Raw genomic sequence first — 26,131 nt, 5'->3', positions numbered from 1 at the left:
TTTCCCAAAGCGGCGGCGCGTTAGTTCCCTGAGCACTTGGTCGGTGCAGCGCGACGCCGCGTTTACATTAGAGATTGGCCTCACTATATGAGAGACCAATAAGTCTTCCCCATATCACTCTGTCCTTTGGCCTGCGTCCTCCACTGCGTGGCACGCGATCCAAGGCCCCTAGGAGGCTCCAATGCGCGCTGAAGCGCAAAAAGTCGTGGCTTCGATCGAAGAGGCGCTGGTCCTCTTGAGGAGGTCTCTTTGACCCGGAGCAAGCTGAAGCTCGCCTAGCCGATCTCAATCGGCGCGCGGAAGATCCTGCCCTCTGGAACGATCCCGCCCAAGCCCAGAAGGTCATGCGCCAGCGCCAGCAGCTCGAACGCTCCCTGACGGAGCTTCGGCGTATCGAGCGCGATTTCGAGGACAACCTCACGCTGATCGAACTCGGCGAAGCCGAGGACGACGACGCTATCGTCATTGAGGGCGAAGGCGCGCTCAAGCGTCTCGACGAGGAAGTTCAACGCAAGAGCGTGGAAGCCATGCTGTCCGGCGAAGCCGACGGTATGGATACCTACATCGAAATTCACGCCGGCGCGGGCGGCACCGAGAGCCAGGACTGGGCCTCGATGCTCACCCGCATGTACATGCGGTGGGGCGAGCGCCGCGGCTTCAAGGTCAAGCTGATCGACGAAAGCCCGGGCGAAGAGGCCGGCATCAAATCCGCAACCCTCGAGATCGAGGGCGAGAACGCCTTCGGCTGGCTCAAGACCGAAGCCGGCGTTCATCGCCTCGTGCGCATCTCGCCGTTCGATTCCAACGCACGCCGCCACACGAGCTTCGCGTCGGTCACGGTCTATCCGGTGATCGACGACTCGATCGACATCGAAATCAACCCGGCCGACGTCGATATGAGCTTCGCGCGTTCGAGCGGCGCCGGCGGCCAGCACGTCAACCGCACGGAGTCTGCGGTGCGCCTTGTGCACAAGCCCACCGGCATCGTGATCTTCGCTCAAGAGCAGCGCTCCCAGCACCAGAACAAGGACATCGCCTACAAGCGCCTCAAAGCTCGCCTCTATGAGATGGAGCTCAAGCGGCGTGAGCAGCAGGCCTCGGCGGACCAGGCCGCCAAAACCGATATCGGCTGGGGCCACCAGATCCGTTCTTACGTTCTCCAGCCCTATCAGCTCGTGAAGGACCTGCGGACCGGCGCCCAAAGCTCGAACCCCGATGCGGTTCTCGATGGCGACATCGATCCGTTCATCGAGGCGACGCTCGCCCAGCGCATGAAGGGCGGTGCCGACGCGGTGATCGCCGACCTCGACTAGTATCGGCAGCGGGCAACAGGCAGCCGGCAGCAAGCACGTCTTGCTGCCCATGATATTTGCTGTTGCCCAGCCCCGCCCGCTGCCTTTTCTCCTGTTCCCTACGTGACAGCGCGCGGCCTTAGAAAATTTCATGGTCTGGGGGTGGGAACCGAAGCCCCCTCCCGGCTGTTGAGTTCCCAGATCCGCCAGAAAGACCCCCGTTTTCTGGCGAGACAGAACGCTGCTGCGGGTTCCCCCCTCCGCGCTGGCAGCGTTCATCCCACGGTCGGCCCCCCAGTCCCCCCACTGGGGGGCCATTCGTTTTTAAGGTTCACTTAAGAAACGAGCTTCACGGAACAGCCGGGGCACTCCAGCCGCTGACGTCTTATGCCAATGGCCTGAATTGCCCGCATCCCGTCGAACGTCGAAGGAGGAGACCGTCATGCAGTCACGCCGTACGTTTCTGAGCACGACTGGCTCGGCCGCAGCACTCCTTGCGATGGCACCGTGGAATTCGGCTGCAAGGGCCGACAACGCCACGGCAGCGGATCAATCCACCACCGCGCTCGCAACCCGTGTGATCCCCTCGACCGGCGAAAGAATTCCCGTCATCGGCATGGGCACGTCCGGCAGCTTCGAGGTCGGCGAGAACACGCCCGAATACGAAGCGCTGAAAGACGTTCTGAAAATCTTCGTCACCGGCGGCGGCACGCTCATTGATACGGCCCCCACGTACAGCAATGCCGAAGACGTGCTGGGCGCACTGCTGGCCGAGCAGAACCTCCGTCCTAAAACCTGGCTCGCAACCAAGCTCTCGGGCGTACGTGGCCGCGAAGACGGCCTTGCACAGTTCAACTCCACGCTGAAGCGGCTGAAAACCGACAAGGTCGAGCTGCTACAGGTTCACAATCTCGGCGATCTCGAAACCCAGCTCGCGCTGGCCCGCGAGCTAAAGGCGGAAGGAAAAACCCGCTACGTCGGCGTCACGCACTATGTCGAGGGCGCCCAGGATCGGCTCGCTGATATCGTCGAAAAGGAAAAGCCGGACTTCCTGCAGATCAACTATTCGGTGGTGACGCGCGGCGCGGAAAAACGCGTCCTGCCACTCGCGCGCGATCTCGGCGTCGCCGTTCTGATCAACCGCGCTTTCGAGGACGGAAAGCTGTTCTCACGCGTCAAGGATACGCCGTTGCCGGATTGGGCGGCAGAGGCCGGCATCAGTTCCTGGGCACAGGCATTCCTCAAATTCGCATTGAGCCAGCCGGCCGTGACCGCCGTCATTCCCGCAACCGGCAAGCCGAACCGGCAGGCCGATAACCTGAAGGCCGGCACCGGACCGGATCTCACCGAAGCGCAGCGTGCGTCGCTGATTTCCGTCTTCGCGTGATCCAGCACATGGAGAGCATCGCCGCTTGGTTCAAACGCTCTCGCCTTTCGACACTCTTCAATGTCGAGCGCGAGGAGGTTCCCGCCGTCGCGGCCGGTGTCGGCATGTTCTATCTGCTGTTCGCCGGCTATTTCATGCTGCGCCCCGTCCGAGAGACCATGGGGATCGCCGGCGGCATCGACAATCTGCAGTGGCTCTTCACCGCCACTTTCGTCGCAACGCTGATCGCGTTGCCGCTGTTCGGATGGATCGCCTCGAAGGTCCCTCGCCGCCATGTCCTGGCCTGGACCTACGCGTTTTTCACCCTGAACCTCATCGCATTCGCGGTGGGCTTCGTGATCGATCCCGACAACATCTGGATGGCGCGAACGTTCTACGTCTGGCTGTCGGTCTTCAATCTGCTGGCGATCTCGCTGGCCTGGAGCGTACTGGCAGACGTTCTCGCGGCTTCCGAAGCCAAGCGCCTGTTCGCCATGATCGCCGGCGGCGCAAGTCTCGGCGGATTGACCGGCCCCATTCTCGGCACGACGCTTGTCGCGCCGATCGGACACGCGGGCCTGCTGCTGCTGGCCGCCGTGCTTCTGGCTCTCAGTGCGCTCGCCGCGGCCTGGCTGCATCGTTGGCGAGATCGCAGCCCACAAACTGAATCCACCCTGTTCGCAAGCGATCAGCACGCGCCGCGCGGCCGGCCGCTCGGCGGACATCCTTTCGCGGGTGCGAGCGCCGTTGTGAAGTCCGGCTATCTGGCAGCCATCGCACTCTTCGTGATCCTGCTCGCCGTGGTCAGCACGTTCCTCTATTTCGAGCAGGCGAAGCTCGTCGCAGAGACATTTCCCGACAAGGTTCGCCAAACCCAGGTGTTCGGACTGATCGACACCGTCGTCCAAACACTGACCATCGTCATTCAGGTGTTCCTGACCGGACGCATCGCCGAGCGGTTTGGCATAGGCGTTTTACTCGTCTCGGTTCCCCTGGCGATGGCCGCCGGCTTCCTGTGGCTCGCGGTCGCCCCGGTATTCGCAGTGCTCGCCCTCATCATGATCGCCCGCCGTGTCGGCGAATACGCCCTCGTCCGCCCCGGCCGCGAGATGCTGTTCGCCGTGGCCGCGCCCGAGGAGAAGTACAAGGCCAAGAACTTCATCGACACCGTCGTCTACCGCGGCGGCGACGCCATCGGCGGCTGGGTCAAGCGCGGGCTCGACGTTTTCGCCGAGAGCCCAGCTTTGGCCATGATGATCGGCGCGGGGATCGCGCTCGGCTGGGCGGCTACCGGCGGCTATCTCGGCCGCCGCGAGCGCCAGAAGGAGGCGGCCGTCGCCTGAGTCCCTAAAAATTACCGAAAGATGAATTTTGCTAACAGATTGAGCGGGAAGGCCTTCTCTCGCGTTTGTTCTTACGCCCTATTTTTTTTGCGTCTCCGAGCATTTTTCGCAGAATAAGTTCCCGGATCATCCGTTTTCCCCCCAGTGCGTCTCGAATGCCTATGTCCCCGCGTTGGCAATCGAGCCGCATCTTACGAACTCATCAAAAGCATGCGTCCGAAGGGATATGCGCCGAGATGAGCACGTCAATGGACGGGACAGGACCCGCACACCTGTCCCGTCTTTGTTTTTTGTACCCGCTTTGGTGCAGCTCCGGCCGAAACTTCATCGCCGCCTGATTGCCCTCCCCCGATACGACGAACACGCCGTCTCCGCTGTCGAAGAGCGTCTCGGATGCTTAGGCGTCTCCCCTCGTGCTTCAGACGTTCAGCGCGCGAACGCCGCCGCGTAACTCTCCGGCTTGAAGCCGATCAACAACGTCTTGCCGCCGATATCGAGCACCGGCCGTTTGATGAGTGAGGGTTGATCGAGCATCAGCGCGATCGCCTTTTTCTGGTCGAGCCCCTGCTTGTCGCCATCGGAAAGCTTCCGGAACGTCGTGCCGGCGCGATTGAGCACCGTTTCCCAGCCCGCCTCCTTGCACCAGTGCTCGATCCGCGTCTTGTCGATGCCCTCTTTCTTGTAGTCGTGGAACGTCGCATCTATGCCGTGCTCAGCAAGCCATGCGCGGGCTTTCTTCATCGTGTCGCAGTTCGGAATGCCGTAGATCGTGACGGACGGACCAGCCATCGGACCTCACCCTCGCAGTTCTTCGAATGACAGTTGAAACGCCTACGCCGCAGCTTCGCTCGCGGGTTTCGACAACAGCGCCGAGATGAGCGCGACCAGCGGCGGCAACGCGAACACCCACATATGGACCGCGAGAAAAACCACCGCCGCTGTCGCGCAACCAAGCGCAAAAACGCCGATGCTGGTCGCGAGGGCCCGGACCCGCGTGACCGTTGCCTCACGATCCGCCGCCGGAAGATGCCCCGCGATCAGATCGGCAACGTCGAGCATCATCTGGGTGGCATTTCCGGTCATGATCGTCGTTGGCGGTGCCTTGGCGAGATGAACCCGATGAACCGCATTCTGGATCGCCATCGCTGCCACCAGCACCATGCCGGTGAGGATCGCCCGCCACGCGTCGCCATCCGGGAACGGCCCCCAGAGCACCGCCAGCAGCGCTCCGACCGCGAGCAGCAGCACTTTCAGCCCCAGTAGCGTCCGGAAACGTGCGACGCCGAGCTTCGGCAACTCTCCACCGAGAATGCGCACCAGCATGACCACGATACAGAATACCGGCAGAGCGAGCAGCTTCGCCAATGCGCCGGACGTTCCATAGGCGAGCGCCGCGCCGAATGTCACGAAGTTGCCGGTCACATGCGCCGTAAACAAGCCGTGTAGCGTCAGGAAGCCCGCGGTATCGACATACCCGCCGTTGAAGCTCAGAAGCGTCGGCACCGAAAGTTTCACGGGAATCCCCTCGACGCAGGTCTATCTCACCCGGTGATGCCGGAGGCCGGCTGCTCCCACTTGGTCAATGCCGAAGGCATCCTATTCCCACTCGGTCATGCCGAAGGCATGCTACTCCCACTCAATAGTGCCCGGCGGCTTGCTCGTCACGTCGTAGACGACGCGGTTGATGCCGCGCACCTCGTTGATGATGCGCGTCGCCGCACGGCCGAGGAAACCCATGTCGAACGGGAAGAAGTCGGCTGTCATGCCGTCGACGCTCGTCACCGCGCGCAGCGCCAGCACGTGGTCGTAGGTGCGCCCGTCGCCCATCACGCCGACGGTACGCACCGGCAGCAGCACGGCGAAAGCCTGCCAGATCGCGTCGTAAAGCCCCGCTTTGCGGATCTCGTCGAGATAGATCGCGTCCGCCTTGCGCAGGATGTCGAGTTTCTCGACCGTGATGTCGCCCGGAATACGGATCGCGAGCCCCGGCCCCGGGAACGGATGCCGCCCGACGAACGCCTCCGGCAAGCCAAGCTCGCGCCCCAGCGCCCTGACCTCGTCCTTGAACAATTCGCGCAAGGGCTCCACGAGCTTCATGTTCATGCGCTCAGGGAGACCGCCGACATTGTGGTGCGACTTGATCGTGACCGAGGGCCCGCCGCTGAACGAGACGCTTTCGATGACATCCGGATAAAGCGTGCCCTGCGCCAAGAACTCCGCGCCGCCGATCTTCTTCGCTTCCGCCTCGAACACGTCGATGAAGTGCTTGCCGATGGTCTTGCGCTTGGTTTCGGGATCCGAAACCCCCGCCAGCGCATCGAGGAACTGCTTCGAGGCATCCACGTGCACGAGCGGAATGTTGTAGTGATCGCGGAACAGGCCGACGACCTGCTCGGCTTCACCAAGCCGCATCAGGCCATGATCGACGAACACGCAGGTCAGCTGATCGCCGATCGCCTCGTGGATCAAAACCGCCGCAACCGTGCTGTCGACACCGCCCGAAAGCCCGCAGATAACACGGCCCTTGCCGACCTGCTTGCGAATACGCTCGATCATCTCGCGGCGGTAGGCGGCCATCGTCCAGTCGGGCTTGAGGCCCGCGATGCGATGCACGAAATTCGAGATCAGCTTCTCGCCGTCCGGCGTATGCACGACCTCGGGATGGAACTGCACGGCGTAGAAGCCGCGCGCTTCGTCCGCGACGGCCGCGAACGGCGCGTTCTCGCTCGTGGCGATGATGCGAAACCCGTCCGGCAGCCGCGTCACGCGATCGCCGTGGCTCATCCAGACCTGATGCCGGTCACCCTTGGCCCACACACCCTCGAACAGCGGACTGTCGGAATCGACCGAAAGCACCGCCCGCCCGAATTCCCGGTGATGCCCGCTCTCGACCTTGCCGCCCAATTGCTCGGCCATGGTCTGCTGTCCGTAGCAAATGCCGAACACCGGAACGCCGGAGGTAAACACGGCGTCCGGCGCACGCGGACTGTCCGCCTCCGGCACCGACGATGGCCCGCCGGAAAGAATGACGGCTTTCGGCTTGAGCTTGGCGAACGCGGCGTCCGCGTTCTGGAACGGGTGGATTTCGCAATAGACGCCGGCTTCGCGCACGCGCCGCGCGATGAGCTGCGTAACCTGGCTGCCGAAATCGATGATCAGGACGGATGCGGACATGGAGGGTGGGCTCACTCCCTGAGACGCCGGGCGAAAGCATTGGAACCCGGACTGGTCCAAAAAACGGAATGTGCGGGGTAGACCACCTGGCCAGTCGAGCGTCAAGACGGCCGGGGGGTGGAGCAAAGCCGCAGTCGCCAGCTTTTCCCCTTTGAACCGGCCACGCCCCCGCAAACTGCGGAACAGCAAGCCCCCCGAGACCGCTCCAAACCCGAATTTTGGCCCGGGATTTGCCAATTCATAGGGCATTCGTTCACCTCTCGGAGGCATAGTGCCGATATGTTTGCGTCCCGCAGAGCCCTGACCGCGCCCCATTCCGTATCCCACGAGACCGGCGGAAGCGACCAAGCAGCCGATTCTCCGGGACTTCCCGCGCGCGAGACAGCCGCCGAGACCGCCAAAAGATGGCTCCTCGGCACGGCCTACGCTTTGCAGCCGCAACGAATTGCGAACCTACCCCATCTCCTGTTCTGGACCGCCCTCGATCTGCTTCGGGGGGGCACCGACATCCCTGATCAAAGTCGCACACGGTCCCGGCCCGACACATTCGGCGGCGTGGTGCGCCACCTGAATGCCGAGACCTACATGGCGGCTTTGCGCCTCGGATTTTTCCCGTGGGCCCATTGCGGCCCCCTGAAATGGTGGACCCGCAAGCAGCGTTCCATCCTGTTCTTCTCCGAGCTCCACGTCTCCCGGCGCCTGCGTAAGCTTATGCGGTCGGGCAAATACCGGGTGACGTTCGACACCGCGTTCGAAGAGGTCGTCAAAAACTGCGCCGCCCCGAGAGCCTACAATTGGCACTCCCTCACCTGGCTCACCCCCCGCTTCAGGACGCTCTTCGCGGATCTGAACCGCAAGGGCCACACCCATTCCTATGAAGTGTGGAACACGGAAGGCGAGCTCGTCGCCGGCGGCTTCGGCTCCGTCGTCGGTCAGGTCTTCGTCGGCGAGTCGATGTTCAGCCGCGAGCCGGATACCTCCAAGCTCGCGAGCATGGTGCTTTACGCCCACCTCAAGAAATGGGGCTTCGCTTTCGTGGATGCGCGTGATCGAACGCCGGTACTCGATAAGCAGGGCTACCGCGACATTCCTCGCGCCGAGTTCGAGACATTGATGCGCGAGCACGCCGGCCACAGCCAGACGATCGGTCGCTGGACCGCAACTCTCTCCCCGGCCCAGGCTCTCGATGTCCTGGAGAGTGCGCCGGAGGCCTGATCCGAACGGTGCCTATACGGGCGGAGTCGGATTGAGCTGCCAGATCGCGAAGTTGAGCGCAGCCGCGTAGCTGACCCACACCAGATACGGGACGAACAGGAGGCTCGCGATCCGGTTGGAATTCCACGTCAGCGCGATAAAGGCCACGATTGAAATCCAGAGCACGCTGATGTCGCCGGCAGCCATGCCGATCTGGTGCTCCTTGAACATGAACACCGACCACGCCGCATTGAGCTGCAGCGACACCAGCCAGATAATCAGCGCCTGATTGAAGCCCTGTTTCTCCCACACGCGCCAACCCGCCAAAGCGATCATGACGTAGAGAACCGTCCACACCGGCGGAAATAGCCAGTTCGGCGGAGTCCAATCCGGCTTGACGAGGGCCTCGTACCACGGACCCGGCAAATACATCATGCCGGTGAGCGCCGCCGCGGCGACAAGCGCGAGAAATACGAGAAGAGCGAGCAACGATTTCATGGGGAACCTATTGCGCAGCCTCTGCGGACTGCGCCTGCGGCTTCGCCACGACACCCAACCGCTCGACCGCTGCCTGAAGGATTTGAGCCAGCAGCTCTGAATACCTCATCCCCTGGAAGCCCGCCATGAGATTGAGCTTGCCGTCCCAGCACCAGCCGGGATTGGGATTGACCTCGAGCAGCTTGAGCTCACCCCGCGCATCCGCCCTGAAATCGAAGCGCGCATAGTCCCGGCACCCGAGCCGTTCGAACAGCCGCGTCGAATGCTCGACGAGCTGCTGCTGCGCGATTTCCGAAAGCGAGGCCTCCCGATAGCGGATCTGCGTCCAATAGGGGCTTTCGGGCTCCCACTTGCTTTCGTAGCCGAGGATCTTCGGCAGATCCGGATCGAGCTTCGAATAGTCGACCTCGAGGATCGGGAGCGCACGTAAGCCCTGGTCCGGATTGCCGATCAGCGATACCGAATATTCGGCCCCCGTCAGGAACTCCTGCACCAGCACCGAGCGCTTCGGAAACTCGACCCTGAGCCGTTCGAGATAGTCGAGCAGCGCCTTCTCGTTGCTCACGACCGCATCCATGGTGATGCCCTGCGAGCTGTCGCCCGTGTTGGGCTTCAGAAGCGCCGGAAATACCGACGGCAGCGTCGCGCCCTGGTCGCCCGGGCGCACATAGGTTTCGAGCGGAACCGGAACATCGAGCGTCATCGCGACGGCCCGCACCAGGCCTTTGTCGTAGCAGGCCGCCAGCGCCGCTGGAGCGCCGCCCGTGTAGGGAAGCTCCAGCGCGTCGAGCATCGCCGGAACGTGCAGCTCCTTGAACGGATCGTTGTTGAAGCCTTCGTCGCAGAGGTTGAAGACGAGATCGGTCCTGAGATCTGTGAGATCCCGATCGAGCGTCGCGTGGTTGTCGAGATAACGGAACTTATACTGGGTCAACTCCGCCAGCGCGTCCTTGAGCCGGCGCACCGTTTCCATGTCCTCGTCCTGGAATGCTCCGCCACGCTTTACCTGATCGGGAAGCCGCGGATCGCCGAGCAGCACCGTCACGTCGAGCCGCTGCAGCTTCCCGCGCGGCTTCTTCGCCGGGAGCTGCGGCGCATCCGCCGACAGCAAAAGCCGGCGTGCCATCATGCCGAGATCCTGATCGCGGTCGGAAACCGATTCCGCGCTTCCGTGATGGCGCACGTTGCGGAACCCACACCTTTCGAGCAGCTTCCCGATGCTCTCCTTGGTGTAAAGTCGCTCGGCATAGAACTGGTCGGCGATCACGCCGATCTCGTCATGCACGATCACCTCGCGCGAGATCAGACGTTCCCGATCCGCCGAAAGCGAACGCTCGCGGCAGACGAAGTGATGCTCGTCGATCCACTCCCAGGAGCGCCGGTCGAAATGATCGGCCATGTAAGCGCCATCGGTGATGTCGAGTACGAGCTGACCGGACGGGCGCAACAGCTTGCCGACCGTGTTCAGGACCTTTTCGTCGTCTTGCTTGTTCGAGAAATAGCCGAACGAGTTGCCCATGATGGCGACGCAATCGAAGCTCGTCTCTTGCAGACGCGGGTTACGGGCGTCGCCTTCCTTGAAGATGACCTGCAGGCCCTCCGTCTGCGCGCGCTTCTTGGCGAGGCGGATCAGATAACGGGAGCGGTCCACGCCCGACACGTTTTTGAAACCGCGCCTCGCGAGCTCGAGGCAATGCCGGCCCTGCCCGCAGCAGAGATCGAGAATAGAGCTGTGCGGCTGGATCGCGGCGGCCGCGATGATGAAGTCCACCTCGCGCCGCGTGTTTTCGTTGTTCTCGACGACGTCGCCGTCGGTCTTCACGTAAAGCGCATTGAAAAGTTTGCGCCACCATTCGGCGGGCAGATGCTGTTCGAGGTCCGCAACGGGACCAAGACAAGAGCGCGGCGGAGTACGCTTCGGCTTCTTCGCCTTTGGCACGGTGGCCATGATGGACGATCGTCCTTACGAGCAGCATCAAGCCTGAGGCCGTCCATTTCAGCGATGGGAGATCAGGCAATATCTGAACTCGTGATCGCCAGGACTTGCGCGGGCGCGCGACAGACCGCTCGTCGTCGTCGACGCGCGCGCAAATTAGTCAAGGATTGTGACAAAGCAAGCAGCATCTGGGGTGATCCCCCACCCCATTTCGGGGCTCAAGCGGTCCGCTTGAAAGCCGCCACGAAGAAGCCATCGGTCCCGTGCGAAGCGGGCGTCAGCAGCAAAGTATCCTGCGAACCATCGGCGGAAGGAGGGGCGTCCCCGCCAATCGTCGTCCGCCATAATTCTTCGTAAGGTATGGGCTCGAAGCCAGCGAAGGACGTGCGGAACCAGGCGGCCTGTTCGACATTTTCCTGAGGCAGAACAGAGCATGTCACGTAAACCAGCCGCCCGCCCGGCTTGACCAGACCGCTCGCAAGCGAGAGCACTTGGCGCTGCTCCTCCTGACGGATACCGAGCGCCTCGGGCTTCAGTCGCCACTTGGCGTCGGGTTTGCGCCGCCAGGTTCCCGAGCCCGAGCAGGGCGCGTCCACCAGCACGACGTCGAACCGCGCACCCAGCGCTTCGAGGCCAGAGCGATCTCCGCCGTCGAGCACCTGGGCGTTCCGCACACCGGCCCGCTGCAGTCGCTCGAAGATCGGGCGCAGCTGACCCTTGTCCGCGTCATAAGCATAGATCTGTCCGGAATTATGCATCGCCGCCGCCAGCGCCAGCGTCTTGCCGCCGGCGCCGGCGCAAAGATCGAGCACCTGCAGCCGCGCCTCTGCACCCGAAAGCGCGGCGGCGATCTGGCTGCCTTCGTCCTGGACCTCGAACCAGCCTTTGCCGTGAGCGGCCTCGGCCTCCACATGCGGGCTCTTGGCCGGGCCTTCCGGCGCCGGAACGCGCACGCCGAACGGCGCGAAACGCGTCGGCTTGGCGCCGAGCTTCTCCAACGCCGAAAGCACCTTGCCCCGATCGGCCTTGATCGTGTTGGCGCGGAGATCGATCGGCGCCCGCTCGCCCATGGCCTGGCCTTCGGCGACGGCGCGCGCGCCGAACACTCGCTCGAACGCCGGCATCAGCCACTCGGGAACATCGGCGGCCACGTGCGGGGCCACATCCCCCGGCAGCCCGCCCGCAAGACGAGCCAGCTCCTCGTCGCTCAAAGGCTGGGGCGCATGTTGGCTGCCATCGCAAAACTTGGCCACCTCGTCGGCAGAAAGGCCGAGCGCCTTGGGAGCGGCGGCGATCGCGAGCAACCTCGGTTCCGCACTTCCCATCTGCGCCGCAAGCGACAACTTCCGCCTCAGCACATCATAGACCAATGTACCGATGGCCGCCCGGTCGCCGGAGCCCGCAAAGCGATGCCGCTTGCCCCAGTCCTGCAGTGCCGTTGCCGCCGGCTGATGGCGCGAGAAAACATCCTCCAGCACCTCGGCTGCGGCCTGAATGCGCCCACCCGGTCTCACGATCGCGATCCTTAGTCTGGGTTAGCCGGGCTTACGCCCCGCCCGCCGAATAAAACAGAATGCGGATGGCAAACAGCACCCACATGACGAACAGCGTGATGGACGCCAGCACGTATCCATAAAAGCGGTACGGTTGCCGGTTCACCGTCGTGTGGATGTACGCGTGGAACAGGCGCGCCAGCACGAACACCCAAGCCAGGATCACGAACACGAGGTCCACCTGGCTGGTGATCATGAGAAACGCGACCACCGCATAGAACAGGATCGGCGTCTCGAGCTGGTTGTGAAACGCATTCGAAATCTGCGTCGCACGTGCCGGCCATTTCGCCTGCCTGAGCGAAATGTCCCCGAACGTCACCTCGCCACGCTTGACCGCACCGACACGCTCCTTCCGCATCCAGCCCTGCAAGAAGAACGTCAGGAAGACTTGGACGAACACCGGATAGAGAATGGCGGTCTGGGTCATGGCGGCACCTGTCGAAGGGAAAGCGTAAAACTACGCGTTCCCCGGATAGTTCGGGCTTTCCCGCGTGATCAGAACACCATGCGGGTGGCTTTCGCGCATGCTGGCCGGCGAGATACGGACGAACTTCGCGGTGTTGCGAAGATCTTCCAGCGTCTTCGCGCCGGTGTAGCCCATGCCCGCGCGAAGGCCGCCGACGAGCTGGTTGAGCACGCCTTCGACGGGCCCCTTGTACGGCACCTGTCCTTCGATGCCTTCCGGGACGAGCTTGAGCTGATCCTTCACTTCCTGCTGGAAGTAGCGGTCCGCCGAGCCTCGCGCCATGGCGCCGAGCGAGCCCATGCCGCGATACGCCTTGTAGGTCCGGCCCTGGTACAGATAGGTCTCGCCCGGAGCCTCGTCCGTACCGGCGAGCAGCGAGCCGATCATCACGCAATCCGCTCCCGCCGCCAGCGCCTTCACGATATCGCCCGAGAAACGGATGCCACCGTCGGCGATCACCGGAACGTCGTGCTTATGGGCTTCGTTGGCGCAATCCATCACCGCGGTGAGCTGAGGCACACCGACACCGGCCACGATCCGCGTCGTGCAGATCGAACCCGGGCCAATGCCCACCTTCACCGAGTCGGCACCCGCCTCGATCAACGCGCGCGTCGCTTCCGCCGTCGCCACGTTTCCAGCCACGACCTGCACCGAGTTCGAGATCTTCTTGATCCGCGTCACGGCATCGAGAACGCTTTTCGAATGCCCGTGCGCAGTGTCGACCACGATCAGATCGCAACCCGCTTCCAGAAGCCTCTCCGTGCGCTCCCAGCCGTCGTTGCCGACGGTGGTCGCAGCGGCGACGCGCAGACGCCCCTCGGGATCCTTGCAGGCGTTGGGGTGCTTCTGAGCCTTCTCGATATCCTTGACCGTGATCAGCCCGATGCAGTGATAGCTGTCGTCGACGACCAGCAGCTTCTCGATGCGGTTCTGATGAAGCAGCCGCTTGGCTTCGTCCTGGCTGACGTCGCGCTTGACCGTGATCAGGCGCTCTTTCGTCATCAGCTCGGCGACGGGAGTTTTGGGATTGGTCGCGAAGCGCACGTCGCGGTTGGTCAGAATGCCGACCAGGCGCCCCTTGCTTTCGCCCTTCTTGGGCTCCTCGACGACCGGGATGCCGGAGATCGAATGGGCTGACATCAGCTCGAGAGCACGCTCGAGCGTCTCTGTCGGCTGAATGGTTACGGGGTTGAGAACAATTCCGGATTCATACTTCTTAACGGAGGCAGCATGACGTCCCTGCTCTTCCGGAAGGAGATTGCGGTGCAGCACACCGATGCCGCCTTCCTGCGCCACGGCAATCGCAAGCCGGCTTTCCGTGACCGTGTCCATCGCGGAGGACAGGATCGGAATATTGAGCGAGATGGTTCGAGTGACCCGGCTCGTCACGTTGACTTGGTTGGGCAGCACCTCGGAGGCCGCCGGCACCAGGAGCACGTCATCGAATGTCAAAGCGAGACCCAAATCGCTATCGATTGGGCGTTTTGCCATGGCTCTCTCCTTGGGCGGGTGTGACAAAGGCGGCCGCAAAACGGGGCGGCCCGGCTCGAATGTCGGATGCCGTATAGCACCGGGAGCGAGGCAGGGGAAGGGACCCTCCCTGCGGCCGAGCAGCCTGCCGAAACGGGTGCCTATCGGCCCCAGGCCCCTCCCCCGCGCCCAAGCCCCACCCGGCGCCGCGGCCGATTGATCGGTGCACCAACGCTCTCGCAACTGCACATTAGCGCCGCTTATGACGGGTATTGAAAAATCAATTAGACCTCGGGCGCTTATCGCGTTAGGAAAGCCGGTCTAAAGTGCTCTAGAGCGTTTTAAGGAGGAAACAAAAAATGAAGATTTGGTCCAAGCCCGCCGTGCGCGAGCAGGAAGTCGGCCTCGAGGTCACCAGCTACCTCCCGGCAGAGATCGACATCATCTAAGTGATGATGAAGACAGGCTCGCGCACTGGCGAGCCGAAAGGCACGGCGGTCGAGCAAGCGACCGCCGTTGCTGTTTTTAGGGGACGATTCGAAGTGTCCGCCATCGCGTCGAGAGCGCTGCGCTCTCCGCTTGGATCGCAACGCTAGGCGTTGTCCTTGAAGCCCGTTGCCAGCACATAGAGTTCCGCACTGTCTGACCGGCTTGCCGGCGGCTTCACATGCCGAACCGTATGGAACCGCTGCTTCAAGAGATCGAGCAGATCGCGTTCCGTCCCGCCCTGAAAAACCTTGCACAGAAACGCGCCACCCGGCGCGAGCACGTCGCAGGCGAATTGCGCGGCCGCCTCCGCGAGCATCATGATTCTCAAGTGATCGGTCTTGGTATGCCCGACCGTGGGCGCCGCCATATCCGAGAACACGACGTTAGCGGCCCCATCCCTGAGTTTGCTCTTGAGCCAATCTTCGGCACTCTCGTCCATGAAATCGAGCTTCGCCGAATCGACGCCCGCCAGCGGCTCCATGTCGAGAATATCGATTGCGATCACCTGCCCGCGTCCGCCGATCGACTGCGTGCGCTCAGCCGCGATCTGGCTCCAACCCCCCGGCGCCGCGCCGAGGTCCACGACGCTCTGCCCCGGCTTGAGGAAACGATACTTGTCGTCGATTTCGATCAGCTTGTAGGCAGCGCGAGACCGGAAGCCGGCGCGTTTGGCCGCCGCCACGTAAGGATCGTTGAGCTGCCGCTCGAGCCAACGTTGCGAAGAAGCCGTGCGGCTTCGCGCGTTCTTCAGCCGAACGCCGAAATCGCGCTGCCCGCCCGCGCCGCTGATCGCGCTCCCGCTCGCACTTTTCTTGCCGCCGGTGCCGCGCCCCGACTTGCCCTTCATTCGCATCGTTTCAACCTGATCTCTGACGGCGGCGCCTGCGGCCCGCCCGATAGACGCCATCTTCGCTCATGAGGGTCGCCAGAATGCCCTCGCGCAGACCGCGATCCGCAACCCTGAGCCGCTCCGACGGCCACGTGCGCAGTATGGCTTCGAGGATCGCACACCCCGCAAGCACGAGATCCGCCCGTTCGTGTCCAATACAGGGTTCGGCCACGCGTTCCTCGTAAGACCGCCCGAGCAGCCCGTACGTGACCGTTTGAATTTCATCGATAGAAAGCCAGCACCCGTCGACGCGAGCCCGATCGTAGCGCTTGAGCCCCAGGTGGATGCCGGCAACCGTCGTCACCGTGCCTGACGTGCCGAGCAGATGGATGTCCTTCCCGCTCGCCAGCTCCCTGAACCCGTGCAGCGTCTCGAAAGGCCGGATCAAGCCCGAGACATACGCGACCATTTCCTCGAAGCTGTCAGGCGTAACCTGATGGCCGCCAAAGCGCTCCGCCAACGTCACGACGCCAACCGGCAGGGACGTCCACGCCTTCATCTGTGGCTTGGCCCCGACACGCTTTCCGCCGTCCGGCGCGCTACCCTCCCGTCCCGCCTTCGCGAGATCGAGCCAAATCAGCTCCGACGACCCGCCGCCGATATCGAATACCAGAACGTAGTCGGCGCGATAATCAATCAGCGAGGCGCAACCGGACACGGCGAGATTGGCTTCCGTCTCGCGGTCGAGCACTTCGATCTTGATGCCGACATCCCGCTCGACTTGGCGCAGGAAGTCGCGTCCGTTGCTCGCAATCCGGCAGGCTTCCGTCGCCACGCACCGGACTCGGTCGACGTCGTTTCTGGCAAGCTTTGACGCGCACACACGAAGCGCGTCGAGGGTCCGCTTCATCGCCGCATCGGACAACCGCCCCGACTGCGAAACGCCCTCGCCGAGACGGATGATTCGGGAAAAGGCATCGACAACCCGGAATCCGCGACGCGACGGGCGCGCGAGCAAGAGGCGGCAGTTGTTGGTTCCGAGATCGAGGGCGCCGTAAACCTGACCACGCTCGCCCTGCGAAGGGCGATGAGCGCCGTTCCGTCCAGAACCGTCAGAAGATTTGTTGAATGCAGGCTTGTCGGACGGCGCGAGCTTCGCCCCCCCCGTCACATCCGGAGTCCGCCGCGCATCGAAAGGGGGAGCGCTGGCGCGCTCGTCATCCGTAAGTTCCGGCACGTCTTTTCCCCAGAGCCTGGTTCCGGGAACCCCCTCGCGAGCATTTCGCCCGCCGGTTCACCTCGCATCAGGCCAACATCTGGCTGCATCTGGCACCAATGTAGCAGGAGAAGGCGGCGCGTAAAGGAAAAGCGCGCTCGTGGTATACAACCGTAGAAAGTGCAGTCCCGTACTCACCCGCGCAGCCTCGAAATTCCCTTTCGGTCCGGAGCCTCCCTTGTCGTCGCGAACCAGCAGCCCCCAGCCGCCCATCAAGAAGTCGTTCATCAGGGAATTGCTGACTTTTTCGTTGGTCTTCGCATTCGCCGCCCATCCGCTGGAGGCGCGAGCCGGATCGGACGCGCCGAATGTTGCCCGCATCATCGAGGCCTACCCCGATGCACTCGGCAAAATCGAAGGCAACGAACTGGTCTGGCGTGACGGAACCCGCATGCCGCTCGATGACGGTCACGGCGTGAAGGCATTCGCCGATTGGATCGAAAATCCCGATATCGAAGACATGCTGCGCGTGCCGTACCCCGCAGGCGCACCAGCCGACGCACCCGCGCCGGAGATCGATCCTGGCCGCGCCCGCAACGCGGTGTTTTTCGAGAAGATGTACGGCGATTGCCGCAAGGGCGATGTGAGGGCGAAACTCAAGACCATCGTCTGGCTGCCGAGCAAGGCCAAACAGCGGCTGCAGGTAACGACCGTGAACGGCGTGGCCGATCGGCTGGAAGCAATATCGCGGGAGCTAGACGCACTACCCGCTGAATTCGACAAATACTTGGTTCCGGCCGGAGGCACCTACAATTGCCGGCCGATCGCCGGGACCAATCGGGTATCCGCACACGGATACGGTATCGCCATCGACATCGCCGTCGCACAAAGCGATTACTGGCGATGGGCGTCCGGAGCCGCGGCCGGGAAGGTCGCTTTCCGCAACCGCATTCCCGACCAAATCGTCCGCATTTTTGAACGCCACGGCTTCATCTGGGGTGGGCGCTGGTATCACTACGACACCATGCACTTCGAGTACCGCCCCGAGTTGCTTCCGCCACCGCCATCGGGGGCGCGCAACTAGCGGCTCTTCCGCCTACGCGGAACAGCTCCCCGTTTCGGTTGATGGGGAGGAGTCCGCGAAGCCCAGCGTCGCATCGGTCGCAGGGATGCGACCTGTTCTTGCGCGACCGGGGATGAGCTGTTATACGGCCCCACTCGGCAAGCCTGGGCCTTGACGGCGTCGGATCCTACCAATCTGACACCAAGATGAGAGGCCGAGCAAAAGCTCGCCGCGATCCCGGCTTTGGGGGATCGTCTAATGGTAGGACTGCAGACTCTGACTCTGCCTGTCTAGGTTCGAATCCTAGTCCCCCAGCCAATCAAATCAGCCACATAGCAGCCACCGCCACATTTCAGCGACCAGGCTAGCGACCAATTAGCGACCTCGTTTGCGTGGCATCGCCTACGGCTCGCGATGCCGTTGTCCGACGGACCCTTGACCGAGGGCCAGTTTTGCGCCATCAATGGCGCAAATTTGGATTTGTGGCGCGAAATGGACGACAAAGACTTTCGGATCGTCGACCTCTTATCGACAAGCAACGGCGGGATGACCGTCGACGAGGTCGAACGGCTGCAGCTGGGCATTCCCCGTCGCACGCTTCAACGGCGCCTTCAACAAATGGTTGGCGCTGGTCTTCTCGTCGTTTCCGGACATACGCGGGCAACACGATATCGCGTCGTTGAATCCGGCCCGAGCGCTGCCGCCTATCGAAAACCAACGGCCGAGCGCCCGTCGAATATGGCGGCCACTTACGTCGACCTTGATCGGCGCTTTTTCCAGATCGCCATTCCGCCGGATAGGTCTGCCGAGGATGCGGATTTGTCGGCGTGGCGCATTCACGGGTCGTCGACGTGGGATGATCTGCTGAAAAACCCGTGCTCGGTCATTATCGCGGAGGCGGGAAGCGGCAAGACCACAGAACTCCGCGCTCAGGCAAACCGACTGCGCCTTCAAGGGAAGCAAGCGTTCTTCGCCAGGCTAGAACTGCTAACGTCCACCCCCTTAGCACTGTGTCTTGAGATCGGTGGGAGCGGTTTCGATCAGTGGTTACGCGGCGACGCGCACGGGTACTTCTTTCTAGACTCAGTTGACGAGGCGGTCCTCAGCAGGGCTGGCGATTTCGAGCGGGCGATCATCGGTTTTGTGCGCGGCATCGATGGACAACTTGACCGCTCCACCATCGTAATTTCTTCACGTCCGGGAGCATGGCGTGGACCAATCGATTCCGACATGTTGTGCGTGCGTTTGCGCCTCGATCAGCCAGCTGCGGAGGCCGGATCTGCGGCTCTTCCCAATCCGATCGAAGGGGGCGATCCGGCCGAAGACTCGACCTCAGAATGTGACACAACGGAGTCGAGACCTCCGCTCGCTATCTTCCAGTTGGGGCCGCTTGATCGGGATCAAATCCAAAAGTTTGCTCATGCACAGGCTCCCCAAAACGCGGACGGATTTCTCTCCGAGCTCGAGGACGACGATGCTCTTGCTTTTGCGACAAGACCTGACGACCTGGGCGGCTTGATCGAGCTTTGGGGCAAGAACGGCGCCATCGGCAGTTACACGGATGTTATTGGGACAAACTTGCGCTCCAAGCTCCTCGACGCGACGGAACCTCGGGCCGCGCTCAGTGCGGACCGGGCATGGCAAGGAGCTGAATTACTTGCAGCCGCAGTCGTCTTCACGCGGATCAGTTCAATCCGTATCAGCGAGGGTTCGGTCACGGGCTCTCAAAGGTTGAACTCGCTGTCACCACAACAGGTGCTAAAGGGGTGGACTGCTCTGGAAATCAGCGAACTCCTTGGGCGCCCGCTTTTCGATCCTTCGCAGTACGGCTGCGTCCGTTTTCACCACCGAACATTTGTCGAATACCTCGCTGCACACTGGTTGAAGCGCCTGCTCGAGGAAGGCGCCCCGCGACGCGCAGTCGAGAAATTGCTGTTCGCTACACCCTACAACGACGAAGTCCACGTGATGGTCGCGTCGATGAAGCCCATCGCAGCTTGGCTTTCCGCATGGGATCAGGACATGCGAGACAAGGTGATCCGCCTGGAGCCAAGGACACTCATTGAATACGGCGACGCTGCTCAATTTGATCGCAACACGAGGGAACAGGTGCTCCGGCGGTTTGCCGCGCAATATGAGGACCGGCCGAATACTCCGCTGCGCGCTTCCGATCAAGAGGTGAGGCGTCTAGCGGCGCCGGGCTTGGGACCGGCTCTCCGTGAACTGCTCACGCAGTACCGCCAGCACGACGACATGCGTCAGTTATTGCTCAGGATCATACGCCATGGCGGCGCTCGCTATGGGTATAGCGAGTGTGCTGAACAAGCCATGTCTTTCGCCGCAGATCACACCATGGATGCCTACACGCGTTCATGCGCCGTCAGAGCGTGTTCGGTGATTTGCGGCGATGAAAATAATGCGGATCTGATCGCCCAAATCTGCCGCAATGCGAGTAGCACCGACCGCAGCGTACTAGCAGCCGCCATCGCAGCGTTCTTTCCCCGCCGTATGGCTACGAGCCAGCTGGTGATCTTGTTGGAGCAGGCACAAGAGATCGACGAGTTTGCGTCGGACACCCTAAGCTCACAAATCGAGGAGGTCGTTGAGGCGCCGGGCAACCGGGCCCATCGCGAAGCCCTTCTGCGCGCGCTCGACGAGCTGCTCTCTCGTGAACCTTTCGTTGACTCCTATTGCGGCCGAGTGTCTGACCGCCACAGCTGGCTGCTCGCGCCGGCCTTTGAACTGGCCGCACAATTCTACAGCGAGGACCAGGTTAACGGCACCGTCCTCTCCGTATTCTCCAAGGCGCTTCAGGCAAACCATCTGCATCGATACACCGGCGACACATATAAGGGCGCCGTCGAGTTGGTCCTGGCGGACACCGACCTTAAGCACGCGCTCTTCTGGTTTGAAATAGCGGAGAAGCGCGCCGCATCGGCGGAACCCGTGCAGGACTTTTGGAACGCCTTGATCAGCCATGAGCTGCTGATGATCAACAGCGACGACTTCGACCGGCTGTTGGCCAGTGTTTCCGAACGTTCGCTGATGGATGACAAGATAATTGCCATCAAAGCCCTCGTAAGAATCTACCTTCATCAGGGGCGGCCGAAGGAGAGGCTCAAGGCAATCAAGAAAGCAGCGTCCAGCGATCCCGTGCTACTGCAGACCGTCAGCGAACAACTGAGCAGACCCAAGCCGAATGCAGAGCTACGGGCCTCCATGAATCGTATGCGGGTTGCCGAGAGCCGGAATCGGAAGAGAGTGGCCGCCAATGAAGCCAACCGGAGATCTTGGATTGAGACGCTCAAAGCGGACCCGTCGCGCGTAGGAGACGCGACCCTGGCCAGGGTCGGCCAGGTCTGGAACAACACCATCTGGCTTCATGACGAAATTCGTCGACGCCAAAAGAACAATTCAAGTTGGACGGTTACCGCTTGGCAGGATCTCATCGAGGATTTCGGCGTCGCGGTCGCGCAGAATTATAGGGATGTGTGCCGAGCTTATTGGAGACAGTATCGGGCCGAGCTCCGGTCGGAGGCGGGTGCCGAGAGGAACTCGACGCCCTGGGCCGTAATCATCAGCCTCAGCGGACTCGCGATGGAGGCAAATGAAAATACCAATTGGGCATCGCGGATCAGCAAGACTGAAGCTGAAAACGCCGTTCGGCTGGCGTTGCTCGAACTCAATAGCTTCCCATCCTGGCTGTGGACTCTATACCGCGAGCAACCCGATGTCGTTTCGGACATTCTGCTGAACGAAGTGAGGTGGGAACTTGCGCTGACCGATGGCGCTGATAACGGCTACGTCCTGTCACGACTACGGTGGACCGGAAAGGAACTTGGCGCAGTTCTCCGTGCGCAAATCGCCAGCCTGTTGGAGGCGAAGGCACCATTCCCTGCGCGCGCACTGTCCGACGCATTCACTGTGATACTCCGGGACCCGTCACCCCTTCCGATGGGATTCCTAGAACTGGTGCGTAGTCGCGCGAGCAGTGAACAGGATGAGGCACGAAGATCGCTATGGATCGCAGCTCAAATCTGCATCGATGCCAAGCGGGGCGTCAACAATCTCGCCAGTTGGCTGCGCGGAGTCGATCCCCAACTTGGCGAAAAGCGGACGAGCGCAGTGCTCACGCACATTTGGGGGGACAGTCATGGAGGGTTTCAAAGTGAGCATCGTGATTACAAATCGCCCAGTCACCTCGTAGCCTTGATTAGGCTGGCGCACGCGCATGTGCGCCGAGCCGATGATATAGAGCACACCGGCGCTTATACGCCGGGAACACGCGACCATGCTCAGAGCGCACGCTCTCTTCTTCTTAAGCTCCTCTGCGAACAGCCCGGAAGAAATACGTTCGATGCGTTGTTGTCGCTCGCCAAAGATTTCGGCACGGGCTTCCTCCGTGATCGCCTAATTCAGCTAGCGGAAGAACGTGCCGAGGCCGACGCTGAACCACCACGGTGGAGCGGTTCTGATGTGGCCGCTTTCCAAGAAGCGGCGGAAAGGATGCCGGTCACCGAGGAAGCGCTGTTTGGCATTGCGTTGGCGCGCCTGGACGATCTGAAGCTCGAACTCGAGGAGGGTGATGAGAGCGAAGCCTCTTTGCTTCGGAAGGTTGCAAACGAGCTTGAGCTTCGGCGCGTCGTCGCCAGGCGCCTCAGACAGATGGCACGGGGAAGGTACGCAACGGCTTCTGAAGAAGAGCTTGCAGACGAAAGTCGGACAGACATCCGGCTTCACAATCCTCGCGTCGTTCACCGCATACCGATCGAGCTGAAGATCGCAGAAAAGTGGTCGGCAGCCTCTCTTCGCGAACGTCTTCAGAACCAACTGGTCCATCAGTACCTCCGCGAAAGCAAACACGGGATCTTGCTTGTGGTCGGATGCAATAATCCTTCGGGAACTAAGGCGTGGTCACTGCCCAACAATGGCAAGGCGACTTTTGAAGAGCTTATTGCTTGGCTTCGCTCCGAGGCATCCTCGCTTCGGAGACAACACCCTGATCTTTTGGGTCTTGAGGTTGTCGGAATAGACCTAACAAAACGAGAGCAAAAAAGATCTTCGACGGTCGGCCAGCGCAAGCGCAAGCGCACAACGACAGTATCGGATGGCTGATGTGGCAAATGATTTCGACTTCCGGCTCGGGCGGAGACACCTGAAGGGGCAAGGATGGCGAGGCCTCATCGCGCTTGCAATGGTCATCGCTGCCTACATCGCGATTGCCCTTATATCGGTTTGGTCGGTGGCGCCAACACTTATCAGCTACGTCGGATGACCTCCTGCAAGGGATGGAAGCCCGAAGGGCCGAGACGCTTGCAGCGACTCGGCGCGCGACAGCCCGGCCCGCGCGTACGCGCGGGTGCAGCCATCACTCTCCGCGACCGCCGCTGCGCTTCTTCGTCTTCTCAGGCATACCGCGCGAGACTTGGCCCTTCGCCTCAAGCTCGTCGATGGTCGGCGTGACCTCCTGCTGCTCCACCTCGCTCTTGCCCGGAAGCGGATAGCTGGTCGCACCCGCCATCATCGCGTTTTGATAGCGATCCTTCCGCAGCCAAGCGCTGATGCGCACCATTGGCTGGCCGTTGCCGGGATTATAGGCGCCCCAATAGTCCGGACGCTGCTTTGCGGGATCCTCGGCCTTGAAGCGGTTCGGAAACAGCACGAGCTGGCGTGATTGAATCTGCAGGTTGCCGACCGACACCGGACCGGCTGCGCCGTCGTTCTTCAGAAGCGCCGCGACCTGGACCATCGGCGCATCGCTCGGTGATACGGCATCGGTGCGGCCGTTGAACATGATCTGGACTTCACCCGTCTTGGGATCGGCGTACTCGTGGCCCCACAGTGCAAAGGTCAGTTCGCCTTCCACGGTGGGAAGTCTGAGGCGGCCGTCGAAGGTTGGTTTCTTGTCGCCCGGTTCTTTGTCGCGCACGAGGAAGGCGACGAAATTACCGTGGGGTTGGGCGTCAGGGGTCATGATGTGCATCCTTTTCGTTGGTTATCGCGAAAAGGCTGCGGGAGGGTGGATGCAAAGTCCATACACTCTGCATACTGTGTAATCACAAATCCTGTGGTACCCTCGACGTATGTACTCCACAACGATCAAGGACGATGTGCGCAACGGCCTCACCGAGTTTTATCGTGACCACGGTGACAGGTTCTGGGAGATCTTCGCAGAAACGCCACGCGCAGCGGTAGCGGCGTTTAAGACGAGCCCAGGGACCTTCGGCGAACTCGACCCCCATTACGCGAGGTGGGAAAAGGCTCGACTGCGACAGCACATGCGGCTCAGCGACCAGATGGAGCTTTTGCTCGAGCGGATGCGCGTGGGTGTTTAGTCTGTCCGTTTGTAATGGTCTTGCGGGCAGGGGTGAGTGCCGTCGCAACTTTTAGATGCTGACGAAGATCAGCCACCAGTTGCTGGGGAATGGGCTTGGCCTCGAACAGTGTTTGTCGTTCTGCCACCACTTCGGCAATGGTGTCCCGCACCTCCTGCTTACCGACCAGCCCGATCGTATGGAAGGCCTTGGCGATATCGATCGCGTCCACGTGGAAGATTGAGCGGCGCGAACGGCTGGGTTGGTCGACGCGGTGGGAGGCGAATTCAATGAACCTGTCACCTTGCGCTGAACCCTTTAGGCCGAGGCTCGAAACCTTCGCATAACCGTCGGCATTGCCAACCACGAAGCCTTTTCCTTTTTGTTCGAGCGCCAGACCCCGATCGGCGAGCGCGTCCTCGACATCCTCAGGTGTTGAGACCTGCGTCAGGTCTTCCGAGATGTCTTTCCCCAGCTTCCGTGAATCTTTGCGGCTCCACTGGAAACGGTTTGTGCGCGCGCCACGTTTGGCCGCATAGACCGCTCGGGATTTCGGTCGCTTGGGCAACTCGTCGGTCAGTTCAGGATTGTAGGCATGGGCTGGCAGGTGTTCGCAGCCGTGATCAGCCGCGAGCTGCTTCATGATGCGGTCTAAACGTGCGAAGTCGTGGGTGGTTTTCCACGCGCGACCAGTATCGGGATGAACCCGGTTGAGCAGGATGTGCAGGTGTGGGTGTGGCTTGTCGCCGTGGCCCATGATGAGCGCTTGGTGCTCGGCGACGCCGGCAAGTACTAAAGTTTGTCGTGCAATCAGTTGCATTAGTTCTGGTGTCGGGCGTTCCCGCTCATGCCAGGCGATCATCAGGTGGTAGGCGGCGTTTTTTGTGCGTTGTGAGAGTTGCGCAGAGGCGGCCATGTAGGTTGCGGCGAGTTCCGGATCGTCGGTCGGCAGGTTCTGCGAGAACACCCAAGCCACGCGACGCGGGTCTGCGGTTGTGCCTGGTTTGCCGCGAACGAGGTAGCGGGCCAAGGCATGGAAATCATTGGATGGCGGCGCGACCTTAGCCAACATCGGTCACATCGTGCGCGCCAATGCGTTGATGCGGTCGATGCAGGCCCGCACCTCGTCTGCCGGCACCGCCACGAGTCCCACGTTGGCTTGGCGGGCGAGTTGATTGAGGTTGTTGCCGATGCGAGAAAACTCACGCAGGAGTCCGGACTCGAGTCCGCGCGGATGGGGGAGCTCGGCGCGTTGTCTCTTGAGGTGGGCTGCCAGCACTGCACGAGTGAGATTGGCAATCTTGACGCTGCGAGACACCGCTTCCGCGTTGAGCGCGGCATAGTCCTGGTCGGAGAGCCGGGTTCGCACAAAACGCGGCAACGGCTCTTTGCTATCGGATTGACCCTTGCGGTATCCCCGTGTCGGCATGCGTTCGCTTTCCTTCGGGACGGGGGTGGAGCGGGGCCCGTGGCCCTGCGAGCACGCGCGTTAGCGCCGCGCCTTTGACCTCATTTTGTGGTCAAAGGCATACCTCGCCCCGTCCCTTCTACCCTCTCCGAAAATACGCGCTGCATACAAGCTCGCTGCTTCCGGCGTGAGCAACACTCTCTCTTCCGCGAAACTGATTTGCCGACATGGCGTGCAGAACTATCGACACGGGTGGCTTCACGCCCCCCGAACCCCCCGTGGGATACTTGAGGCGGGTGAGGGAGAAAATGTATACAGCCCACATTCAGGGCACCAACAGAGACTCGCTCTGCCGGAGCAGTAGGATATTGCGGCGGTACAGCCAGGGATGGCGATGACCGCGCGGGTGAGGCGCCCTGGATACCTGCCAGGGCGTCCGTTCTGTGCCTGGATTGTTTCATTGACGTTTGCTGCAACGACGACGAGGCCGCCACGTGGCGAAAACAATACGAGACGCGGG

At 61.9% G+C, this 26,131-nt stretch carries 20 protein-coding genes and 1 tRNA gene; 8 read left to right on the top strand and 13 right to left on the bottom strand.

Annotated features, from left to right (window positions below; all coding sequences use genetic code 11):
- Nucleotides 1–181: 181 nt before the first annotated feature.
- From prfB to RCO24_RS11155, 3 genes are all read left to right on the top strand, one after another.
- Nucleotides 182–1,313 (top strand): peptide chain release factor 2 gene (prfB, locus tag RCO24_RS11165; protein ID WP_308962059.1). Its coding sequence is split into 2 segments (ribosomal slippage): nt 182–250 and nt 252–1,313, totalling 1,131 coding nucleotides; the frame shifts between segments, so codons are not numbered across the junction.
- A 421-nt stretch (nt 1,314–1,734) separates the two neighbouring features.
- A complete protein-coding gene (locus RCO24_RS11160; RefSeq protein ID WP_308962058.1) occupies nt 1,735–2,679 on the top strand; it encodes an aldo/keto reductase in 945 nt (314 codons plus the stop codon).
- Between the two features lie 8 nt (nt 2,680–2,687).
- Complete coding sequence (locus tag RCO24_RS11155) at nt 2,688–4,001, top strand: MFS transporter (RefSeq protein WP_308962056.1); 1,314 nt, start codon at nt 2,688–2,690, stop codon at nt 3,999–4,001.
- A gap of 426 nt (nt 4,002–4,427) precedes the next feature.
- Here RCO24_RS11155 and RCO24_RS11150 read toward each other — a convergent pair whose 3' ends face one another.
- The 3 genes from RCO24_RS11150 to guaA form a co-directional block, all read right to left on the bottom strand.
- The gene (locus RCO24_RS11150; RefSeq protein WP_308962055.1) at nt 4,428–4,790 is read right to left on the bottom strand and encodes an ArsC family reductase; all 363 of its coding nucleotides are present in this window, start codon (nt 4,788–4,790) and stop codon (nt 4,428–4,430) included.
- A 42-nt stretch (nt 4,791–4,832) separates the two neighbouring features.
- On the bottom strand, nt 4,833–5,516 hold the full coding sequence (locus tag RCO24_RS11145; RefSeq protein ID WP_308962053.1) for a YoaK family protein: 684 nt from the start codon (nt 5,514–5,516) through the stop codon (nt 4,833–4,835).
- A 111-nt stretch (nt 5,517–5,627) separates the two neighbouring features.
- Nucleotides 5,628–7,175 (bottom strand): glutamine-hydrolyzing GMP synthase, encoded by a 1,548-nt coding sequence (gene guaA / locus RCO24_RS11140; protein ID WP_308962052.1) that lies wholly within the window; start codon nt 7,173–7,175, stop codon nt 5,628–5,630.
- A 279-nt stretch (nt 7,176–7,454) separates the two neighbouring features.
- On the opposite strand from guaA, the gene RCO24_RS11135 reads away from it, so the two are divergent.
- The gene (locus RCO24_RS11135; protein ID WP_308962050.1) at nt 7,455–8,390 is read left to right on the top strand and encodes a leucyl/phenylalanyl-tRNA--protein transferase; all 936 of its coding nucleotides are present in this window, start codon (nt 7,455–7,457) and stop codon (nt 8,388–8,390) included.
- Nucleotides 8,391–8,402: 12 nt separating this feature from the next.
- On the opposite strand, the gene RCO24_RS11130 is transcribed toward RCO24_RS11135, so the two are convergent.
- The 5 genes from RCO24_RS11130 to guaB all read right to left on the bottom strand — a co-directional run bounded on the left by RCO24_RS11130 (nt 8,403) and on the right by guaB (nt 14,313).
- On the bottom strand, nt 8,403–8,867 hold the full coding sequence (locus RCO24_RS11130) for a TspO/MBR family protein (RefSeq protein WP_308962049.1): 465 nt from the start codon (nt 8,865–8,867) through the stop codon (nt 8,403–8,405).
- 7 nt (nt 8,868–8,874) lie between these two features.
- A complete protein-coding gene (locus RCO24_RS11125) occupies nt 8,875–10,815 on the bottom strand; it encodes a methyltransferase domain-containing protein (protein WP_308962047.1) in 1,941 nt (646 codons plus the stop codon).
- A gap of 206 nt (nt 10,816–11,021) precedes the next feature.
- Nucleotides 11,022–12,317 (bottom strand): RsmB/NOP family class I SAM-dependent RNA methyltransferase, encoded by a 1,296-nt coding sequence (locus tag RCO24_RS11120; RefSeq protein ID WP_308962045.1) that lies wholly within the window; start codon nt 12,315–12,317, stop codon nt 11,022–11,024.
- Between the two features lie 31 nt (nt 12,318–12,348).
- The gene (locus RCO24_RS11115; RefSeq protein ID WP_308962044.1) at nt 12,349–12,783 is read right to left on the bottom strand and encodes an MAPEG family protein; all 435 of its coding nucleotides are present in this window, start codon (nt 12,781–12,783) and stop codon (nt 12,349–12,351) included.
- Nucleotides 12,784–12,813: 30 nt separating this feature from the next.
- On the bottom strand, nt 12,814–14,313 hold the full coding sequence (gene guaB / locus RCO24_RS11110; protein WP_308962043.1) for an IMP dehydrogenase: 1,500 nt from the start codon (nt 14,311–14,313) through the stop codon (nt 12,814–12,816).
- 338 nt (nt 14,314–14,651) lie between these two features.
- Here guaB and pqqA point away from each other — a divergent pair, with 338 nt between their 5' ends.
- Complete coding sequence (gene pqqA / locus RCO24_RS11105; RefSeq protein ID WP_020084408.1) at nt 14,652–14,741, top strand: pyrroloquinoline quinone precursor peptide PqqA; 90 nt, start codon at nt 14,652–14,654, stop codon at nt 14,739–14,741.
- 143 nt (nt 14,742–14,884) lie between these two features.
- Here the strand turns inward: pqqA and RCO24_RS11100 are convergent, their stop codons facing one another.
- Nucleotides 14,885–15,628: an RlmE family RNA methyltransferase gene (locus RCO24_RS11100; protein ID WP_308962041.1), complete on the bottom strand. Its 744-nt coding sequence runs from the start codon at nt 15,626–15,628 to the stop codon at nt 14,885–14,887.
- 10 nt (nt 15,629–15,638) lie between these two features.
- The gene (locus RCO24_RS11095) at nt 15,639–16,847 is read right to left on the bottom strand and encodes a Ppx/GppA phosphatase family protein (RefSeq protein WP_308962040.1); all 1,209 of its coding nucleotides are present in this window, start codon (nt 16,845–16,847) and stop codon (nt 15,639–15,641) included.
- A gap of 217 nt (nt 16,848–17,064) precedes the next feature.
- Between RCO24_RS11095 and RCO24_RS11090 the strand changes: the two genes are divergently transcribed.
- The 3 genes from RCO24_RS11090 (at nt 17,065) to RCO24_RS11080 (ending at nt 23,004) form a co-directional block, all read left to right on the top strand.
- The gene (locus tag RCO24_RS11090; protein WP_308962039.1) at nt 17,065–17,910 is read left to right on the top strand and encodes a M15 family metallopeptidase; all 846 of its coding nucleotides are present in this window, start codon (nt 17,065–17,067) and stop codon (nt 17,908–17,910) included.
- Nucleotides 17,911–18,133: 223 nt separating this feature from the next.
- Nucleotides 18,134–18,207, top strand: a tRNA-Gln gene (locus RCO24_RS11085).
- 117 nt (nt 18,208–18,324) lie between these two features.
- A complete protein-coding gene (locus RCO24_RS11080; RefSeq protein WP_308962037.1) occupies nt 18,325–23,004 on the top strand; it encodes a winged helix-turn-helix domain-containing protein in 4,680 nt (1,559 codons plus the stop codon).
- Nucleotides 23,005–23,257: 253 nt separating this feature from the next.
- Here the strand turns inward: RCO24_RS11080 and RCO24_RS11075 are convergent, their stop codons facing one another.
- From RCO24_RS11075 to mobC, 3 genes are all read right to left on the bottom strand, one after another.
- Entirely contained in the window at nt 23,258–23,863 is a 606-nt protein-coding gene (locus RCO24_RS11075) for a hypothetical protein (protein WP_308962035.1), read from the bottom strand.
- A 311-nt stretch (nt 23,864–24,174) separates the two neighbouring features.
- Nucleotides 24,175–25,275, bottom strand: a complete 1,101-nt coding sequence (locus tag RCO24_RS11070; RefSeq protein WP_308962034.1) for a relaxase/mobilization nuclease domain-containing protein — start codon at nt 25,273–25,275, stop codon at nt 24,175–24,177.
- Between the two features lie 3 nt (nt 25,276–25,278).
- Complete coding sequence (gene mobC / locus RCO24_RS11065; protein WP_308962032.1) at nt 25,279–25,632, bottom strand: plasmid mobilization relaxosome protein MobC; 354 nt, start codon at nt 25,630–25,632, stop codon at nt 25,279–25,281.
- Between the last annotated feature and the right edge of the window lie 499 nt (nt 25,633–26,131).

Source organism: Hyphomicrobium sp. LHD-15 (genome assembly GCF_031157355.1).
Classification (GTDB): Bacteria; Pseudomonadota; Alphaproteobacteria; order Rhizobiales; family Hyphomicrobiaceae; genus Hyphomicrobium_C.
This window is presented reverse-complemented; position numbering and strand designations above follow the sequence as displayed.